Source organism: Pelomonas sp. CA6, from assembly GCF_022549225.1.
In the GTDB taxonomy this organism is placed as follows: domain Bacteria; phylum Pseudomonadota; class Gammaproteobacteria; order Burkholderiales; family Burkholderiaceae_C; genus Roseateles.
The window spans coordinates 13,104-28,229 of the sequence record NZ_JAKZFD010000005.1 but is presented as its reverse complement, the minus strand read 5'-3'; the positions used below and the strand labels follow the sequence as shown (position 1 = coordinate 28,229).

Below are 15,126 nucleotides of genomic sequence, written 5' to 3'. Positions count from 1 at the left end.
GCGATCACCCCGGATGGCGGGCCGCGGCAGCGGCCAAGACCACGGGAGATACGGGGAGTTACTGCAGGCCCCGCGCGATTGCGCTAAGGGGCCACGCAGCCGCGGCTCAGACCAGAACCCGCTCGATCCCGCCGGCGTTGGCGCGCGCCACGTACTCGGGCAGCCAGTTCTCGCCAAGGATCTTTCTCGCCATCTCGATGACGATGTAGTCCGCTTCCAGCAGACCGTTCTGCAGGTCGTTGCCGTAGCGCGTGAGGCCCTGCAGGCAGCTGGGGCAGCTGGTCAGGATCTTCAGGTTCTCCTGCGCGCCTACTTTGCCGGACTCGCGCAGTTGCGCCTCGGTCTTGCGCAGCTCTTCTTCCTTGCGGAAGCGGATCTGCGTGGAGATGTCTGGCCGCGTCACGCCCAGCGTGCCGCTTTCGCCGCAGCAGCGCGGGTTCTGCACCACCTCGGGCCCGAGCAGCGCCTTCACCGTCTTCAGCGGCTCCTGTTGCTTCATCGGGCTGTGGCAGGGGTCGTGGTACAGATAGGCCTGCGAGCTCTCGAGCTTGATGCCCTTCTCGAGCAGGAACTCGTGGATGTCGACGATGCGGCAGCCGGGGAAGATGTCCTCGAACTTGTAGCCCTGCAGCTGGTCATAGCAGGTGCCACAGGAGACGACCACGGTCTTGATGTCCAGGTAGTTCAGCGTGTTGGCGACGCGGTGGAACAGCACCCGGTTGTCGGTGATGATCTTCTCGGCCTTGTCGAACTGGCCCGAGCCGCGCTGCGGATAGCCGCAGCACAGATAGCCCGGTGGCAGCACGGTCTGCACGCCCGCATGCCACAGCATGGCCTGGGTGGCCAGGCCCACCTGGCTGAACAGGCGCTCCGAGCCGCAGCCGGGGAAATAGAACACGGCCTGCGCGTCGGCAGCGGTGCGCGCCGGGTCGCGGATGATGGGCACGTAGTTCTTGTCCTCGATGTCCAGCAGCGCGCGCGCGGTCTTCTTGGGCAGACCACCGGGCAGCTTCTTGTTGACGAAGTGGATCACCTGCTCCTTGATCGGCGCGGGGCCCACCGTCGCGCGCGGCGCGGCGGTCTGCTTGCGGGCCAGGCCCTTGAGCAGGTCGTGTGCGACGCGCTGCGCCTTGAAGCCCACACCCACCATCGCGGCGCGCGCGGCCTTGATGGTCTCGGGGTTGGTGGCGTTGAGCATCAACATCGCCGCGGCATTGCCGGGGCGGAAACTCTTCTTGCCCATCTTGCGCAACAGGTTGCGCATGTTCATGGTCACGTCGCCGAAGTCGATCTTGACCGGGCAGGGATTGGCGCACTTGTGGCAGACCGTGCAGTGGTCGGCCACATCCTCGAACTCCTCCCAGTGCTTGATGGACACGCCGCGCCGGGTCTGCTCCTCATAGAGGAAGGCCTCGATCAGCAGCGAGGTGGCGAGGATCTTGTTGCGAGGGCTGTAGAGCAGGTTGGCGCGCGGCACATGGGTGGCGCAGACCGGCTTGCACTTGCCGCAGCGCAGGCAGTCCTTGACGCTGTCGCTGATCGCGCCGATGTCGCTCTGCTGCATGATCAGCGACTCATGCCCCATCAGCCCGAAGCTGGGCGTGTAGGCATTGGTCAGGTCGGCGAAGGTGGTCTGGCCGCGCAGCAGCTTGCCCTTGTTGAAGCGCCCCTCGGGGTCCACCCGCGCCTTGTAGCGCGCGAAGCCGGCCAGCTCGTCGTCGGAGAGGAACTCCAGCTTGGTGATCCCGATGCCGTGCTCGCCGGAGATCACGCCGTCCAGCGAACGCGCCAACGCCATGATGCGGCCCACCGCCTCGTGCGCGGTCTGCAGCATCTCGTAGTTGTCCGAGTTCACCGGGATGTTGGTGTGCACATTGCCGTCGCCGGCATGCATGTGCAGCGCCACCCAGACGCGGCCGCGCAGCACCTCCTTGTGGATGGCGCGGCACTGGTCCAGGACGGGCGCGAAGGCCGCGCCGGCGAAGAGGGCCTGCAGCGGCTTCAGGATCTGGCGCTTCCAGCTCGCGCGCAGGCTGTGGTCCTGAAGCTGCTCGAAGAAGCTGGCCTCGCCGTCGCGCGGCAGGTCCAGCTCGTCCTTCCAGCGCTGCCACAGCGTGGCCACCTCGTCCAGCAGCGCCAGCGCCTGCTGCACACGGTCCTCCAGCAGTTCGCTGCTGGGGATCTCGCCGGCGTCGTCGGTTTTGCCCAGCGGCAGGTTGCCGGTGGCGAAGAAGGCCTTGAGCCGCTCCGCCAGCGCCAGCTTGTTGCGCAGCGACAGCTCGATGTTGATGCGCTCGATGCCCAGCGTGTACTCGCCCATGCGCGGCAGCGGGATCACCACGTCCTCGTTCACCTTGAACGCGTTGGTGTGCTTGGAGATCGCCGCGGTGCGCTTGCGGTCCAGCCAGAACTTCTTGCGCGCATCGGCGCTCACCGCGACAAAGCCCTCGCCCGAGCGGCCGTTGGCCAGGCGCACCACCTCGCTGGTGGCGCGGGCCACGGCATCGGCATCGTCGCCGACGATGTCGCCGATCAGCACCATCTTGGGCAGCCCGCCGCGCTTGCTCTTGGTGGCATAGCCCACCGCCTTGAGGTAGCGGTCGTCCAGGTGCTCCAGGCCCGCGAGGATGGCGCCGTCGGGCTTCTTCGCCTCGGCGAACATGAAGTCCTTGATGTCGACGATGGAGGGCACACAGTCCTTGGGATTGCCAAAGAACTCCAGGCACACCGTGCGCACATGGGCCGGCATGCGGTGCACCACCCAGCGGCTGCTGGTGATCAGGCCGTCGCAGCCTTCTTTTTGCACGCCAGGCAGGCCGGCGAGGAATTTGTCGGTGACGTCCTTGCCCAGGCCTTCCTTGCGGAACAGGCGACCGGGGATGTCCAGCCGCTCGGTGCGCTCCAGCGTCTTGCCGCTGGCGTCGAAGTAGCGCAGTTCGAAGCTGGCCACGTCCACGTCGTGGATCTTGCCCAGGTTGTGGTTCAGGCGCACCACCTCCAGCCACTTGGCCTCGGGCGTGACCATGCGCCAGGACGCCAGGTTGTCCAGCGCCGTGCCCCACAGCACGGCCTTCTTGCCGCCCGCGTTCATCGCGATGTTGCCGCCCACGCAGCTGGCCTCGGCGCTGGTGGGGTCCACCGCGAACACGAAGCCATGCTGCTCGGCCAGGTCGGCGACGCGCTGGGTGACGACGCCGGCCTCGGTCCAGATCGTCGCGACCTCATGGTCCAGGCCCGGCAGGCGCAGCGTCTCGACGCCGCGCATCGCTTCCAGCTTCTCGGTGTTGATCACCGCGCTGTTCCAGACCAGCGGCACGGCGCCGCCGGTGTAGCCGGTACCGCCGCCGCGCGGGATGATGGTCAGGCCCAGCTCGATGCAGCCCTTGACCAGCTGTGCCATTTCGGCCTCGCTGTCTGGCGTCAGAACGACGAAGGGGTATTCCACCCGCCAGTCGGTCGCGTCGGTCACGTGGGCCACGCGCGAGAGGCCGTCGAACTTGATGTTGTCCCGGGCGGTGTGGCGGCCCAGCACCTTCAGCGTGCGCCGGCGCAGCTCGGCGACGCGCTCGAAGGAGGCGGCGAATTCGCCCACCGCCGCCTCGGCGGCCTTCAGTAGCTCGCCCACCGAGGCGTCGCGCACGGCGTCGCCCTCGGGGTTGCGACGTCGTTCGACCTCGGCCAGTCGGTGGCGCAGCGCGCCGATCAGCGCCTCGCGGCGCTTGGGGTTGTCCAGCAGGTCGTCCTGCAGATAGGGATTGCGCTGCACCACCCAGATGTCGCCGAGCACCTCATAGAGCATGCGCGCGGAGCGGCCGGTCTGGCGCTCGCCGCGCAACTGGTTCAGCAGGGCCCAGGCCCGCCCCCCGAGCAGACGAAGGACGATTTCGCGATCGGAGAAGGAGGTGTAGTTGTACGGAATCTCGCGCAGTCGCGGCGCGGCGTCGGTCAGGTCGCCGGCGAGGTCGGCGTCGGCGGGCATCAGCGGATGCGGTGCATTCATGGCTGCCGGGCGCGCTGCGGCGCCCTGGGTTGCGGCACCTCGGCAGGCGCCAGGACGAGAGGGGGCGATCAGGGGCAGCAGCGGAACGGCGCCCGGACTTGTGGTCCGCCCGGCCGCGAAGGACCGGCGGCGCCCGGTCGGGCCGCGATGGCGACCGGTCCCGATGCTGCAATGCGGGAATCCTAACCCAGGGGCCGCCCACTCTTTCGCTCCGGGGCCTTTTCCCAGCGCCGGAATCCATCCCGCACAACGAATCCGCGCGCCCCGGCCATGGGGGATAAGCCTGAGTTGGCGCAAGCCCCACGGCCCAGGGCCGATGTCACAATGAATCGATACGCTGCCCGCAGCCCCGGGGCCGCGCGCCTGCTCATGACGGCATGGCGTGGCGGGTCGCCGGACGGTGCATGACAGGAGACCCCAAACATGAAACTGCGTATCCTCGCCGCCACGGCCCTGCTGATGGCCGGCTCCCAGGTCCAGGCCCAGACCGAGATCCAGTGGTGGCATTCCATGGGCGGCGCCCTGGGCGACTGGGTGAACGACCTGGCCCGGGACTTCAACGCCAGCCAGAAAGACGTCCGCATCGTCCCGACCTACAAAGGCAGCTACGACGAGTCGATGACGGCGGCGATCGCCGCCTTCCGCGCCGGCAACGCGCCACACCTGCTGCAGGTCTTCGAGGTCGGCACCGCCACCATGATGGCCAGCAAGGGCGCGGTCAAGCCGGTGGCCGAGGTGATGAAGGAGGCCGGCGCGGCCTTCGACCCGTCGGCCTATGTGCCCGCGGTGGCCGGCTATTACACGGCGCCGAACGGGCAGATGCTGAGCTTCCCGTTCAACAGCTCCACCACCGTCTTCCACTACAACAAGGACGCGTTCAAGGCCGCCGGGCTGGACCCGAACAAGCCGCCGGCCTCCTGGCCCGAGGTGGCCGCGGCGGCGGCCAAGCTCAAGGCGGCCGGCCACAAGTGCCCGTTCACCACCACCTGGGTCAGCTGGACGCAGCTGGAGAGCTTCTCGGCCTGGCACAACGTCGAGTACGCGACGAAGAACAACGGCTTCGGCGGCCTGGACACCCGGCTGGCGTTCAACACGCCGCTGCATGTGCGCCACATCGAGAACCTGGCCAACATGGCCAAGCAGGGCCTGTTCGTCTACAAGGGCCGCGGCAACACCGCCGACGCCACCTTCTATTCCGGTGAATGCGCGATGCTGACCGGGTCCTCCGGGCTCTACGCCAACATCAAGAAGAACGCGAAGTTCGCCTCCGGCATCGCGCCGCTGCCCTATTACCCCGACGTGCCCGGCGCGCCGCAAAACACCGTGATCGGTGGCGCCAGCCTGTGGGTGATGGCGGGCAAGAAGCCGGCCGAGTACAAGGGCGTGGCCGCCTTCCTGCAGTACCTGTCGCGGCCCGAGGTGGCCTCCGAAAGCCACAAGCGCACCGGTTACCTGCCGGTGACCAAGGCGGCCTATGAGCTGACCGAGAAAAGCGGCTTCTACAAGAGCAACCCGGGCACCGACGTCGCGGTGACGCAGATGATCCGCAAGACCACCGACAAGTCGCGCGGCGTGCGCCTGGGCAACTTCGTGCAGATCCGCACCATCGTCGATGAGGAGATGGAGCAGGTCTGGGCCGGCCGCAAGTCGGCCAAGGAAGGGCTGGCCAGCGCGATCCAGCGCGGCAACGAGCAGCTGGAGCGCTTCCAGAAGTCAGCCAAGCTCTGATCCGCGCGGGGCCCCCGGCCCTGCGCGCAGCCATCCCTCTGCTGCCCCATGTCCCAACAAAAGCGTGTCCTGTTCCGCTCGCGCGGGCTGCCCTGGCTGCTGCTGGCGCCGCAGGCGCTGGTGATCGCCGTGTTCTTCTTCTGGCCGGCGGGCCAGGCGCTGCTGCAGTCCATGCAGCAGCAGGACGCGTTCGGCCTGTCCACCGAATGGGTGGGGCTGCAGAACTTCCGCCAGCTCTTCGCCGACGACAGCTACCTGGCCTCGTTCCGGACCACCGCGGTGTTCTCGCTGCTGGTGGCGGTGCTGGGGCTGGCGTTGTCGCTGCTGCTGGCCACGCTGGCCAACCGCGTCGTGCGCGGCGCGTCGGTCTACAAGACCCTGCTGATCTGGCCCTATGCCGTGGCGCCGGCGATCGCCGGCGTGCTGTGGCTGTTCATGTTCGCGCCGTCCATCGGCATCGTCGCCTACGGCCTGCAGGCGCTGGGCTTCGACTGGAACCACCTGCTCAACGCCAACCATGCGATGGCGCTGGTGGTGATGGCGGCGGTGTGGAAGCAGATTTCGTACAACTTCCTGTTCTTCCTCGCCGGGCTGCAGTCCATCCCCAAGTCGCTGATCGAGGCGGCCGCGATCGACGGCGCCGGCCCCTGGCGGCGCTTCTGGACCATCACCTTCCCGCTGCTGTCGCCGACCAGCTTCTTCCTGCTGGTGATCAACATCGTCTACGCCTTCTTCGACACCTTCGGCATCATCGACGCGGCCACCCAGGGCGGTCCGGGCAAGGACACCGCCATCCTGGTCTACAAGGTCTACTACGACGGCTTCAAGGCCATGGACCTGGGCGGCTCGGCGGCGCAGAGCGTGGTGCTGATGGTCATCGTGGTCGCGCTCACGGTGCTGCAGTTCCGCTTCGTCGAGAAAAAGGTCAATTACTGAGATGGTTGAACGTCGTCCGGCGCTGACGCTGCTGTCGCACCTGATCCTGGTGCTGGGCGTGCTGATCGTCGCGTTCCCGCTGTACATCACCTTCGTGGCGTCCACGCACACGGCGGACGCCATCGTGCAGGCGCCGATGCCGCTGACCCCGGGCTCGCATCTGCTGGACAACCTGCGCGGCGCGCTGCTGGGCCACGAGGGCAGCGCCGGCTCCAAGGCGCCGGTGGGGCAGATGATGTGGGTCAGCCTGGTCTGCGCGCTGGCCATCGCGGTGGGCAAGATCGCGATCTCGCTGCTGTCGGCCTTCGCGATCGTGTACTTCCGCTTTCCGCTGCGCCAGGCCTTCTTCTGGGCCATCTTCATCACGCTGATGCTGCCAGTGGAGGTGCGCATCGGCCCGACCTACCAGGTGGTGGCGGACCTGCACCTGCTCAACAGCTATGCCGGGCTCACCGTGCCGCTGATCGCGTCGGCCACCGCGACCTTTCTATTCCGCCAGTTCTTCCTCACCGTGCCCGACGAGTTGGTGGAGGCCGCGCGCATCGACGGCGCCGGGCCCATGCGCTTCTTCAAGGACGTGCTGCTGCCGCTGTCCAGCACCTCGATCGCGGCGCTCTTCGTGATCCAGTTCATCTACGGCTGGAACCAGTACCTCTGGCCGCTGCTGGTCACGACCGACGAGCGCATGTACCCGGTGGTCATCGGCATCAAGCGCATGATCAGCGGCGGCGATGCCGCCAACGAATGGAACATCGTCATGGCCACCGCGCTGCTGGCGATGATCCCGCCGGCGCTGGTCGTGATCCTGATGCAGCGCTGGTTCGTCAAGGGCCTGGTCGACTCCGAAAAATAGACAAGCCATGGCAAGCATTTCCCTACGCAAGGTCGTCAAGCGCTATGGCCAAGGGGCCAAGTCCAACCTCGTGATCCACGGCGTCGACGCCGAGATCCGCGATGGCGAGTTCGTCGTCATCGTCGGCCCCTCGGGCTGCGGCAAGTCCACGCTGCTGCGCATGGTCGCGGGGCTGGAAGAGATCAGCGGCGGAGAGATCGCGATCGGCGACCGCGTGGTGAACGACGTGGAACCGGCCGACCGCGACATCGCGATGGTCTTCCAGAACTACGCGCTCTACCCGCACATGAGCGTGTTCGAGAACATGGCCTACGGCCTCAAGCTGCGCAAGCTGCCGCCCGAACAGATCCGCGCGCGCGTGGACAAGGCGGCGCGCATCCTGGAGCTGGGCCAGCTGCTGCAGCGCAAGCCGCGCGAACTCTCCGGCGGCCAGCGCCAGCGCGTCGCGATGGGCCGCGCCATCGTGCGCGACCCGCAGGTCTTCCTGTTCGACGAGCCGTTGTCCAACCTGGACGCCAAGCTGCGCGTGCAGACGCGCCTGGAGATCCAGAAGCTGCACCGCGAGCTGGGCGTGACCTCGCTGTTCGTCACCCACGACCAGGTCGAGGCCATGACCCTGGCCCAGCGCATCATCGTGATGAACGGCGGCCGCATCGAACAGATGGGCACGCCCGACGAGGTCTATGGCCGCCCGGCCACCACCTTTGTCGCGAGTTTCATCGGCTCGCCGGCAATGAACCTGGTCAAGGGTCAAGTGCGGGGAGCGCGGTTCGAGGTCGACGGCATCCCGCTGGACCTGCCTGCGCCACCGCCGGCCGCCGTGCCCCAGGGGGTGCCGGTGATTCTGGGCCTGCGGCCCGAGCATCTGGGCCACGACCTGAGCAGCGGCGCGCAGGCCGATGGCGACTGGGCGCTGACGGTGGAGGTGGTGGAGATGCTGGGCGCCGAACGCCTGGTCTATGGCCGCATCGGCGGCGGCGCCTTCACGCTGCGCATCGACGCCACGCTGGCCGCGCCGGTCGCGGGCGACGTGCTGCGCCTGCAGCCGCGGCCCGGGCATCTGCACTGGTTCGACGCGCAGACCGGCCTGCGCCTGGCCTGACGCCAACGGAGATAGCCATGACGCAGCCCTGGCCCCTGCCCTTCTGGATCGCCCACCGCGGCGCCGGCAAGCTGGCGCCGGAGAACACGCTGGCGGCCTTTCGCGAAGGTGCCCGCCATGGTTACCGCGCCTTCGAGTGCGATGTGAAGCTGTCCGCCGACGGCCAGCCCTTCCTGCTGCACGACAGCACGCTGGAGCGCACGACGCCGCAGCGCGGCCTGGCCGGCGAGCGCGACTGGCACGAGCTCTCCCGCCTGGACGCGGGCGCCTGGCACAGCCGCGCCTATGCCGGCGAACCGCTGCCCAGCCTGGATGCGATCGCGCGCTACTGCATCGCCAACCGCTTCGCGCTGAACATCGAGCTCAAGCCCACGCCGGGCCAGGAGCAGACCACCGGCGCCGCGGTGGCGCTCGCGAGCCGCGCGCTGTGGGCGGACAGCGGCTTGCGGCCGCTGTTCAGCTCCTTCCAGCCCGCGTCGCTGGCCGGCGCGCGCGACGCCGCGCCGGACATCCCGCGCGCGCTGCTGCTGGATCGACTGCGCCCGGACTGGCTGGCCGAGGCGCGGGCGCTGGGCTGCGTGGCCGTGGTGACCCACTATGCGCTGATGGAGCGTGACCTCGTCGAACAGCTGCATGCGCAGGGCCTGAAGGCCCTGGTCTACACAGTGAACGACCCCGCCAGCGCGCAATGGCTGATCGGCAACGGCGTCGACGGCATCATCACCGACGCGGTGGACCGCTTCAGCCCCGCGGCTCAGCCGGACACGCGCGCGTAGACGCAGGCATCGCGCGGTGCGCCGTCCACGCCCGGCACCGCGTGGCGCAGCACGCCCTCCAGCGCGAAGCCGCAGGCCTCGGCCACCGCGCGGCTGCGCGCGTTGCCGGCCTCCATGCGGATCTCCACCCGCTGCGCGCGCAGCGGCCCGAAGGCCAGGCGGGTGAGCAGCCCCACCGCCTCGCGCACATGGCCCCGCCCCTGGGCGCTGCGGCGTATCCAGTAGCCGATCTCGAAGCGCCGCAGGCCCCAGTCGAAGCGGTGCAGGCCGGTGCCGCCCAGCAGCTGATCGCGACCGCCATCCGCCCGGCGCGACCAGATGGAATAGCAGAGGTCCTCGCGCAGGATGAAGCGGCCCTGCATGCGCCGGACATGCGCCTCGGACTGCTCCACCGTGGGGCGCTCCTGGGCCCAGGGCATCCAGGGGCGCAGCTCGTCCAGCGATTCGCAGACCGCGGCATTCAGCGCCAGGCCATCGCCGGCGCGCGGCATGGTCAGCAGGATCCGCTCGCCCTCCAGGCACTCAGGCACCTCGATCAGCAGGGGGTCGATCTGGCTCAAGCTCATGGCAGGCTTCCCATTCCTCGGTTCATGGCGCGGCGCCGCCCAGCGGCACGCCCGGTTGCGCCTCGGCGCCCAGCGCCGGCTCTTCCTCGTCCACCTTGGGCAGCTCGCGCAGCAGGCGCAGGGTGCGCAGCTGCCAGGCCAGCGCCGCCACGCACAGCGCGCCCACGCCGGCAAAGCCCAGCGCCGCGCGCAGGCTCACATGCTCGCCCAGCCAGCCGCCGATCAGGGCTCCCGGGCCGGCGGGGATCAGGATCAGCCAGCGCATGGTGCTGGTCATGCGCCCCAGCAGCGGCACCGGCGTGACCGCCTGGCGCAGCGCCAGGAAGTTGATGAAGATGAACACCGCCCCGACGCCGAACGCGAACAGCGTGAACGCGAACGCGGCCACGCCCCAGCCATTGGCCGGCGCCAGCGCCAGCACGCTCCAGCCCAGGCCGCAGGTGGCAAGACCTGCCACCAGCGCGGGCCCCGGCCCGATGCGGCGGCTGATGCGGTGGCCCAGCATGCTGGCCAGCACCGTGCCCGCGCCCAGCGCGATATAGGACAGCCCCACGCTCTGCGCCGACAGCTTCAGCACCCGCGTGGCGAACAGGATCTGCACCACCTGCGCGGCGTTGTTGAACATCTGCCAGCCGCCCACCGCGCAGGCCAGGCTCACCAACAGCTTCTTGCCGCGCACGAAGGCCACGCCGGCCTTCAGGTCGCGCCAGAAGTCGGCCTCCGGGTGGACATGCAGGGCCTCGCTGACCTTCACGCCGCGCAGAATGGCCGCGGAAATCAGCAGCAGCAGCGCGTCCACCGCCAGCGCCAGCGGCGCGCCCACCACCTTGATCAACGCGCCGGCCACGCCTGGCCCGGCCACCTCGGCGCCCGAGGATGCGAGCGCGTTCTTCGCATGCGCCTCCACCAGGCGGTCGCGGCTGACCACCTGGGTCAGCACGATCTGCGCCGCGCTGCCCGAGATGGTGTACACCGTGCCCAGCACGAAGCCCACGACATAGAGCCATCCCATGCTCAGCCAGCCGGCCCAGGCCGCGACCGGCACGCTGGCCACCGCCAGCGCCAGCGTCGCCTCGCCGACCACATAGACGGGCAGCTTGCGCACGCGGTCCAGCCAGACGCCGCCCGGCAGCGAGAACAGCACGAAGGGCAGGATCTCCATCGCGGTGAGCCAGCCCATCTGCGTCGGGCTGGCGTGCAGCAGCACCGCCGCCGTCAGCGGCAGCGCCAGCATGGTGATCTGCCCGCCCAGCGAGCTGATCAGGATGGAGGTCCAGAGCCGGCGATAGACGAGATCGCGCAGCAGGTCGCCGACGGGCAGACCGAGAAGATCCAGCAGACGGTCGGCAAGAGGACGCGACGGGGGCCGACCCGAGGTTCTGGCAAACATGGTGAACTCCGGAAACCAGGACATGCCCGCGAAGGCATGTCGTCAGAAAGACCTGTGAAGCCCGGAAGACCGGGCATGCGGGGCGCGAAGGCGGCGAGGAGGGAGCCGCCGCAGCAGGACCGGCGACGGTCCTAGGGTCGTCGCGCGAGGCCATGCGGCTGCGGACGCACGCCAGCCCACGCCAAGGCGTTGGGTCTGGTGCGGTCGAGCAGCTTGGTCATGGCGGGTTCCGGCTGAAGGTGTGGGACCATGCTAGCAGCCTGCCCCCCGGCGCCACAAGTGCGATCCGTCCTGGCTGTGGCGCGAGCGCACGGCGCAGACGCCGGCTACCAGCCCGCAGCCAATCCGTCGCGGCGCGGGTCGCTGGCCGCGACATAGCCCTCCACGCCAGGGTCACCCAGGCGCCAGATGAACTGCCCGGCGCCGAAGTCCAGCGTGGGGTCGTCCTGCCCGACGATGCGATGGCCCAGCTCGGCCAGCCCGGCCACCGTGGCGGCCGGCATGTGGCGCTCGACGTTGACCGACAGCCCCTCGTTGAAGCGCCAGCGCGGCGCGTCGCAGGCGGCCTGCGGCTGCTGACGATGGTCCAGCATGCGCACCAGGGTCTGCAGATGGCCCTGGGGCTGCATATGCCCGCCCATCACGCCAAAGCTCATCTGCGGGGCACCGTCCTTCATCAGGAAGGCCGGGATGATGGTGTGGAAGGGCTTCTTGCCCGGCCCCACCTCGTTGACATGGCCGTGCTCGCGGCTGAAGCCATGGCCCCGGTTCTGCAGCGACACGCCATAGCCCGGCACGACCAGGCCGGAGCCGAAGCCCATGTAGTTGCTCTGGATGAAGCTGACCATCAGGCCGTCCTCGTCGGCGGCGCTGAGGTAGATGGTGCCGCCGCGCACGGGATTGCCGGCCTGGAAATCCTGCGCCTTCTTCATGTCGATCAGGCGGGCGCGCCGCGCCAGGTAGTCCGGGTCCAGCAACTCGGCGGCCTGCACGCGCATCGCGCGCGGATCGGCCACATGGCGATAGACGTCGGCGAAGGCCAGCTTCATCGCCTCGATCTGCAGATGCGTGGACGCCAGCCCGTCGACCGGCAGCGCCGCGAGGTCGAAATGGTTGAGGATGCCCAGCGCGATCTGCGCGGCGATGCCCTGGCCATTGGGCGGGATCTCGTGCAGCTGGTGGCCGGCATGCACCTGGGCCAGGGTCTGGACCCACTCGGGACGGTAGGCGGCGAGGTCCTCGACCGTCAGTGCCCCGCCGGTCTGGCGCGCGAACGCGGCCATGGCCTCGGCGATCTCGCCGCGGTAGAAGGCCTCGCCGCGCGTCTGCGCGATCAGGCGCAGCGCACGGGCCGCATCCGGGAAGCGGAACAGCTCGCCCACCTCGGGCGCCCGGCCGCGCGGCAGAAAGGCCTGGGCAAAGCCGGGCTGCGACACGAGATCCTGCTGCCCCGCCGCCAGCGCCCATTTGGCCTGCATCTGCAGCGGCACCGCATAGCCGCGCTCGGCGATCTCGATGGCCGGCGCCAGCAGGTCGGCGAAGGGCAGCCGGCCCAGGCGATCGCTCAGCGCCACCCAGCCGGCCACGGCACCGGGCACCGTCACCGCGCCCCAGCCGCGCCGCGGCATGGCCGTGCCGGCGCCATGTTGTCGTTCGATGTAGGCCGGTGTCCAGGCCAGCGGCGAAGGGCCGGAGGCATTCAGGCCCTGCAGCGCCTTGCCGTCCCAGACGATCGCGAAGGCATCGGAGCCCAGGCCGTTGCTGCAGGGCTCGACGATGGTCATGCAGGCCGCCGCGGCAATGGCCGCGTCGACCGCATTGCCGCCCTGGGCCAGGATGCGCAGCCCGGCCTGCGCCGCCAGCGGATGCGAGGTCGACACGATGTTGCGCGCGAACACCGGGCTGCGCTCGCTGGGGTAGCGGCTGTTCCAGTCGAAGGCATGGCTCATGGAGGACTCCTCGAAGCCCGAGGCACGGGCCTCGGCGGCGGGCATCTTGCCTCAGCGCCGCGCAAACGTCGCTGGGCATTCACCCGTGTCCGCCCGCGCATCGCGCGCGTACGCAGCAGGAGCTCGTCCGGTTGACAGCCTCGGCATGCTCGACGGCACTTCTTGGTCGCCAAGTGCTGCAGGGGTAACGCTTTGCAAGAGCAGCCGGTCGAGGTCAACAGCCCACCGCCCAAGGCGTTGTGGAAGCACCTTGTTCATCAACCTGGAGTGACCCAGATGAAAGCCCTGAAGACCACCGCCATTTCCGCCCTGATGCTGGCCCTGAGCGCCTCCGTGATGGCACAGGCGCCCGCCACCACCCCGGCGGCTCCGGCCAAGGCCACCGCTGCCGCTCCCGCGACGCCGGCCACGCCCGCGGTGGCCGCCACGCCCGCCACCCCGGCGGTCAAGGCGGAAGCCAAGGCCGACACCATGAAGACCGAGGCCAAGATGGAAGCCAAGACCGAGGCCAAGCACCACACCAAGCACGCCAAGCATGCCAAGCACGAGGCCAAGGCTGGCGCCGAGAAGGCGGCCGAGAAGACCGCGGACAAGGCCACCGAAAAGGCCGCCCCGGTCAAGCAGTAAGGACTTTAGCCTCGCGGTCACGACGGCCGCGAGGCTCCCCGGCAGTACGCCGGCCCGGCGGGCATCACCCAGTGCGTGATGCGACAGGGCTGCAGCCACCTCTTGGGTGGCTGTATTTTTTTTGGCGGCAAGACATCGAGGAGAGAGAAAGAAAGGCGTCTGCAAGACGCCGCCGGCGCTGGCGCGTCAGGCCGCGACCGGCGCGATCGCGATCACGGTGCGGGCCTGGCTTTCGCAGGCCTGCAGGGTGGCCTCGAAGCATTCGCGCGCGCAGTCATGGCAGGCACCGCAGGCCGAAGCCACGCGGGTCTCGTCCTGCAGCACGTCGAAATTGGAAATGCCCTGCTCGACATGCCGGCGGATGTCGCGGTCCGAAACTCGATGGCAGAGACAGAGAATCATGGCGAGGGGCTGCACGCCGCGTTCCATGCGGCATGACCGGGATGCTAACGCAAACGCGAATAGATCGCAATTGCGTAACCCAACCCCACAAACCCCAGGCCTATTGCTGTTGGAGGCTGCCTGGCGGCGGTCCTCTTGGCCCGAGGACCGGCCCTGCGCCTCAAGAGGCCCGGCATCCGCCCGCCCCCGGCGGGACAGGTCAGCTCTCGCTGCCGACCTGGCTCTGCAGCCAGTTCTGTTCGCCCAACTGGGCCACCAGCTCGATCTGCGTTTCGAGGTGGTCGATGTGCTCTTCGGTGTCGGAGAGGATGTCCTCCAGCACCTCGCGCGAAACGTAGTCGCGCACGCTCTCGCAGTAGGCGATGGCTTCTTTCAGCAGCGGGTGCGAGCCCATCTCGATCTTCAGGTCGCAGTGCAGCACCTCGACGGCGTTCTCGCCGATGTAGAGCTTGCCCAGGTCCTGCAGGTTGGGCAGGCCTTCCAGCATCAGGATGCGGTCCATCAGCTTGTCGGCGTGCTTCATTTCTTCGATCGATTCCTCGTACTCGTGCTTGGCCAGGCGCTCGAAGCCCCAGTTCTTCAGCATGCGGTAATGCAGGAAGTACTGGTTGATCGCGGTGAGCTCGTTCTTCAACTGCGCATTGAGGTACTCGATGACCTTGGCGTCGCCCTTCATTGTTGTTCTCCTGATGGTTGGGTACAGGCGCCCATTGTCTTCGCCCACGCTTGAGTTGGAGCAAGACCCGATGGCAGCGCTCTGCATGCGAAGCATTCCCAGGCGCGTTCGCCCTCCCGGC

12 protein-coding genes are annotated in these 15,126 nt (G+C 68.7%); 6 read left to right on the top strand and 6 right to left on the bottom strand.

Annotation, left to right across the window (positions count from 1 at the left end):
- Nucleotides 1-106 precede the first annotated feature (106 nt).
- Nucleotides 107-4,000, bottom strand: a complete 3,894-nt coding sequence (locus LZ017_RS09890) for an FAD/FMN-binding oxidoreductase (RefSeq protein ID WP_241396656.1) — start codon at nt 3,998-4,000, stop codon at nt 107-109.
- Between the two features lie 423 nt (nt 4,001-4,423).
- On the opposite strand from LZ017_RS09890, the gene ugpB reads away from it, so the two are divergent.
- The 5 genes from ugpB to ugpQ are packed head-to-tail and all read left to right on the top strand — an operon-like array spanning nt 4,424 to nt 9,395.
- Nucleotides 4,424-5,728 carry a sn-glycerol-3-phosphate ABC transporter substrate-binding protein UgpB gene (gene ugpB, locus LZ017_RS09885; RefSeq protein ID WP_241396655.1) on the top strand — a complete coding sequence of 435 codons (1,305 nt, stop codon included), beginning with the start codon at nt 4,424-4,426 and terminating at the stop codon, nt 5,726-5,728.
- 48 nt (nt 5,729-5,776) lie between these two features.
- Nucleotides 5,777-6,664 carry a sn-glycerol-3-phosphate ABC transporter permease UgpA gene (ugpA, locus tag LZ017_RS09880; RefSeq protein WP_241396653.1) on the top strand — a complete coding sequence of 296 codons (888 nt, stop codon included), beginning with the start codon at nt 5,777-5,779 and terminating at the stop codon, nt 6,662-6,664.
- Nucleotide 6,665: 1 nt separating this feature from the next.
- Nucleotides 6,666-7,517, top strand: coding sequence for a sn-glycerol-3-phosphate ABC transporter permease UgpE (gene ugpE / locus LZ017_RS09875; protein ID WP_241396651.1), 852 nt, complete (start codon nt 6,666-6,668; stop codon nt 7,515-7,517).
- A 7-nt stretch (nt 7,518-7,524) separates the two neighbouring features.
- Nucleotides 7,525-8,619 carry a sn-glycerol-3-phosphate import ATP-binding protein UgpC gene (locus LZ017_RS09870; protein WP_241396650.1) on the top strand — a complete coding sequence of 365 codons (1,095 nt, stop codon included), beginning with the start codon at nt 7,525-7,527 and terminating at the stop codon, nt 8,617-8,619.
- A 17-nt stretch (nt 8,620-8,636) separates the two neighbouring features.
- Nucleotides 8,637-9,395 carry a glycerophosphodiester phosphodiesterase gene (ugpQ, locus tag LZ017_RS09865; protein ID WP_241396649.1) on the top strand — a complete coding sequence of 253 codons (759 nt, stop codon included), beginning with the start codon at nt 8,637-8,639 and terminating at the stop codon, nt 9,393-9,395.
- Here the strand turns inward: ugpQ and LZ017_RS09860 are convergent.
- From LZ017_RS09860 to LZ017_RS09850, 3 genes are all read right to left on the bottom strand, one after another.
- On the bottom strand, nt 9,374-9,961 hold the full coding sequence (locus tag LZ017_RS09860) for a GNAT family N-acetyltransferase (RefSeq protein WP_241396648.1): 588 nt from the start codon (nt 9,959-9,961) through the stop codon (nt 9,374-9,376). The two genes, ugpQ and LZ017_RS09860, sit on opposite strands and share 22 nt — an antisense overlap.
- A gap of 22 nt (nt 9,962-9,983) precedes the next feature.
- Complete coding sequence (locus LZ017_RS09855; protein WP_241396647.1) at nt 9,984-11,351, bottom strand: MFS transporter; 1,368 nt, start codon at nt 11,349-11,351, stop codon at nt 9,984-9,986.
- Between the two features lie 326 nt (nt 11,352-11,677).
- A complete protein-coding gene (locus LZ017_RS09850; protein ID WP_277604632.1) occupies nt 11,678-13,345 on the bottom strand; it encodes a gamma-glutamyltransferase family protein in 1,668 nt (555 codons plus the stop codon).
- 231 nt (nt 13,346-13,576) lie between these two features.
- On the opposite strand from LZ017_RS09850, the gene LZ017_RS09845 reads away from it, so the two are divergent.
- Nucleotides 13,577-13,927 (top strand): hypothetical protein, encoded by a 351-nt coding sequence (locus LZ017_RS09845; RefSeq protein WP_241396646.1) that lies wholly within the window; start codon nt 13,577-13,579, stop codon nt 13,925-13,927.
- A gap of 186 nt (nt 13,928-14,113) precedes the next feature.
- Here LZ017_RS09845 and LZ017_RS09840 read toward each other — a convergent pair whose 3' ends face one another.
- Both LZ017_RS09840 and bfr read right to left on the bottom strand, forming a co-directional pair.
- The gene (locus tag LZ017_RS09840; RefSeq protein WP_241396645.1) at nt 14,114-14,329 is read right to left on the bottom strand and encodes a bacterioferritin-associated ferredoxin; all 216 of its coding nucleotides are present in this window, start codon (nt 14,327-14,329) and stop codon (nt 14,114-14,116) included.
- Between the two features lie 199 nt (nt 14,330-14,528).
- On the bottom strand, nt 14,529-15,005 hold the full coding sequence (bfr, locus tag LZ017_RS09835; RefSeq protein WP_241396644.1) for a bacterioferritin: 477 nt from the start codon (nt 15,003-15,005) through the stop codon (nt 14,529-14,531).
- Between the last annotated feature and the right edge of the window lie 121 nt (nt 15,006-15,126).

Bases quoted from the DNA above. Each gene is read 5' to 3' on its own strand.
- LZ017_RS09890 (WP_241396656.1), bottom strand. From the start codon at position 4,000: ATGAATGCACCGCATCCGCTGATGCCCGCCGACGCCGACCTCGCCGGC.
- ugpB (WP_241396655.1), top strand. From the start codon at position 4,424: ATGAAACTGCGTATCCTCGCCGCCACGGCCCTGCTGATGGCCGGCTCC.
- ugpA (WP_241396653.1), top strand. From the start codon at position 5,777: ATGTCCCAACAAAAGCGTGTCCTGTTCCGCTCGCGCGGGCTGCCCTGG.
- ugpE (WP_241396651.1), top strand. From the start codon at position 6,666: ATGGTTGAACGTCGTCCGGCGCTGACGCTGCTGTCGCACCTGATCCTG.
- LZ017_RS09870 (WP_241396650.1), top strand. From the start codon at position 7,525: ATGGCAAGCATTTCCCTACGCAAGGTCGTCAAGCGCTATGGCCAAGGG.
- ugpQ (WP_241396649.1), top strand. From the start codon at position 8,637: ATGACGCAGCCCTGGCCCCTGCCCTTCTGGATCGCCCACCGCGGCGCC.
- LZ017_RS09860 (WP_241396648.1), bottom strand. From the start codon at position 9,961: ATGAGCTTGAGCCAGATCGACCCCCTGCTGATCGAGGTGCCTGAGTGC.
- LZ017_RS09855 (WP_241396647.1), bottom strand. From the start codon at position 11,351: ATGTTTGCCAGAACCTCGGGTCGGCCCCCGTCGCGTCCTCTTGCCGAC.
- LZ017_RS09850 (WP_277604632.1), bottom strand. From the start codon at position 13,345: ATGCCCGCCGCCGAGGCCCGTGCCTCGGGCTTCGAGGAGTCCTCCATG.
- LZ017_RS09845 (WP_241396646.1), top strand. From the start codon at position 13,577: ATGAAAGCCCTGAAGACCACCGCCATTTCCGCCCTGATGCTGGCCCTG.
- LZ017_RS09840 (WP_241396645.1), bottom strand. From the start codon at position 14,329: ATGATTCTCTGTCTCTGCCATCGAGTTTCGGACCGCGACATCCGCCGG.
- bfr (WP_241396644.1), bottom strand. From the start codon at position 15,005: ATGAAGGGCGACGCCAAGGTCATCGAGTACCTCAATGCGCAGTTGAAG.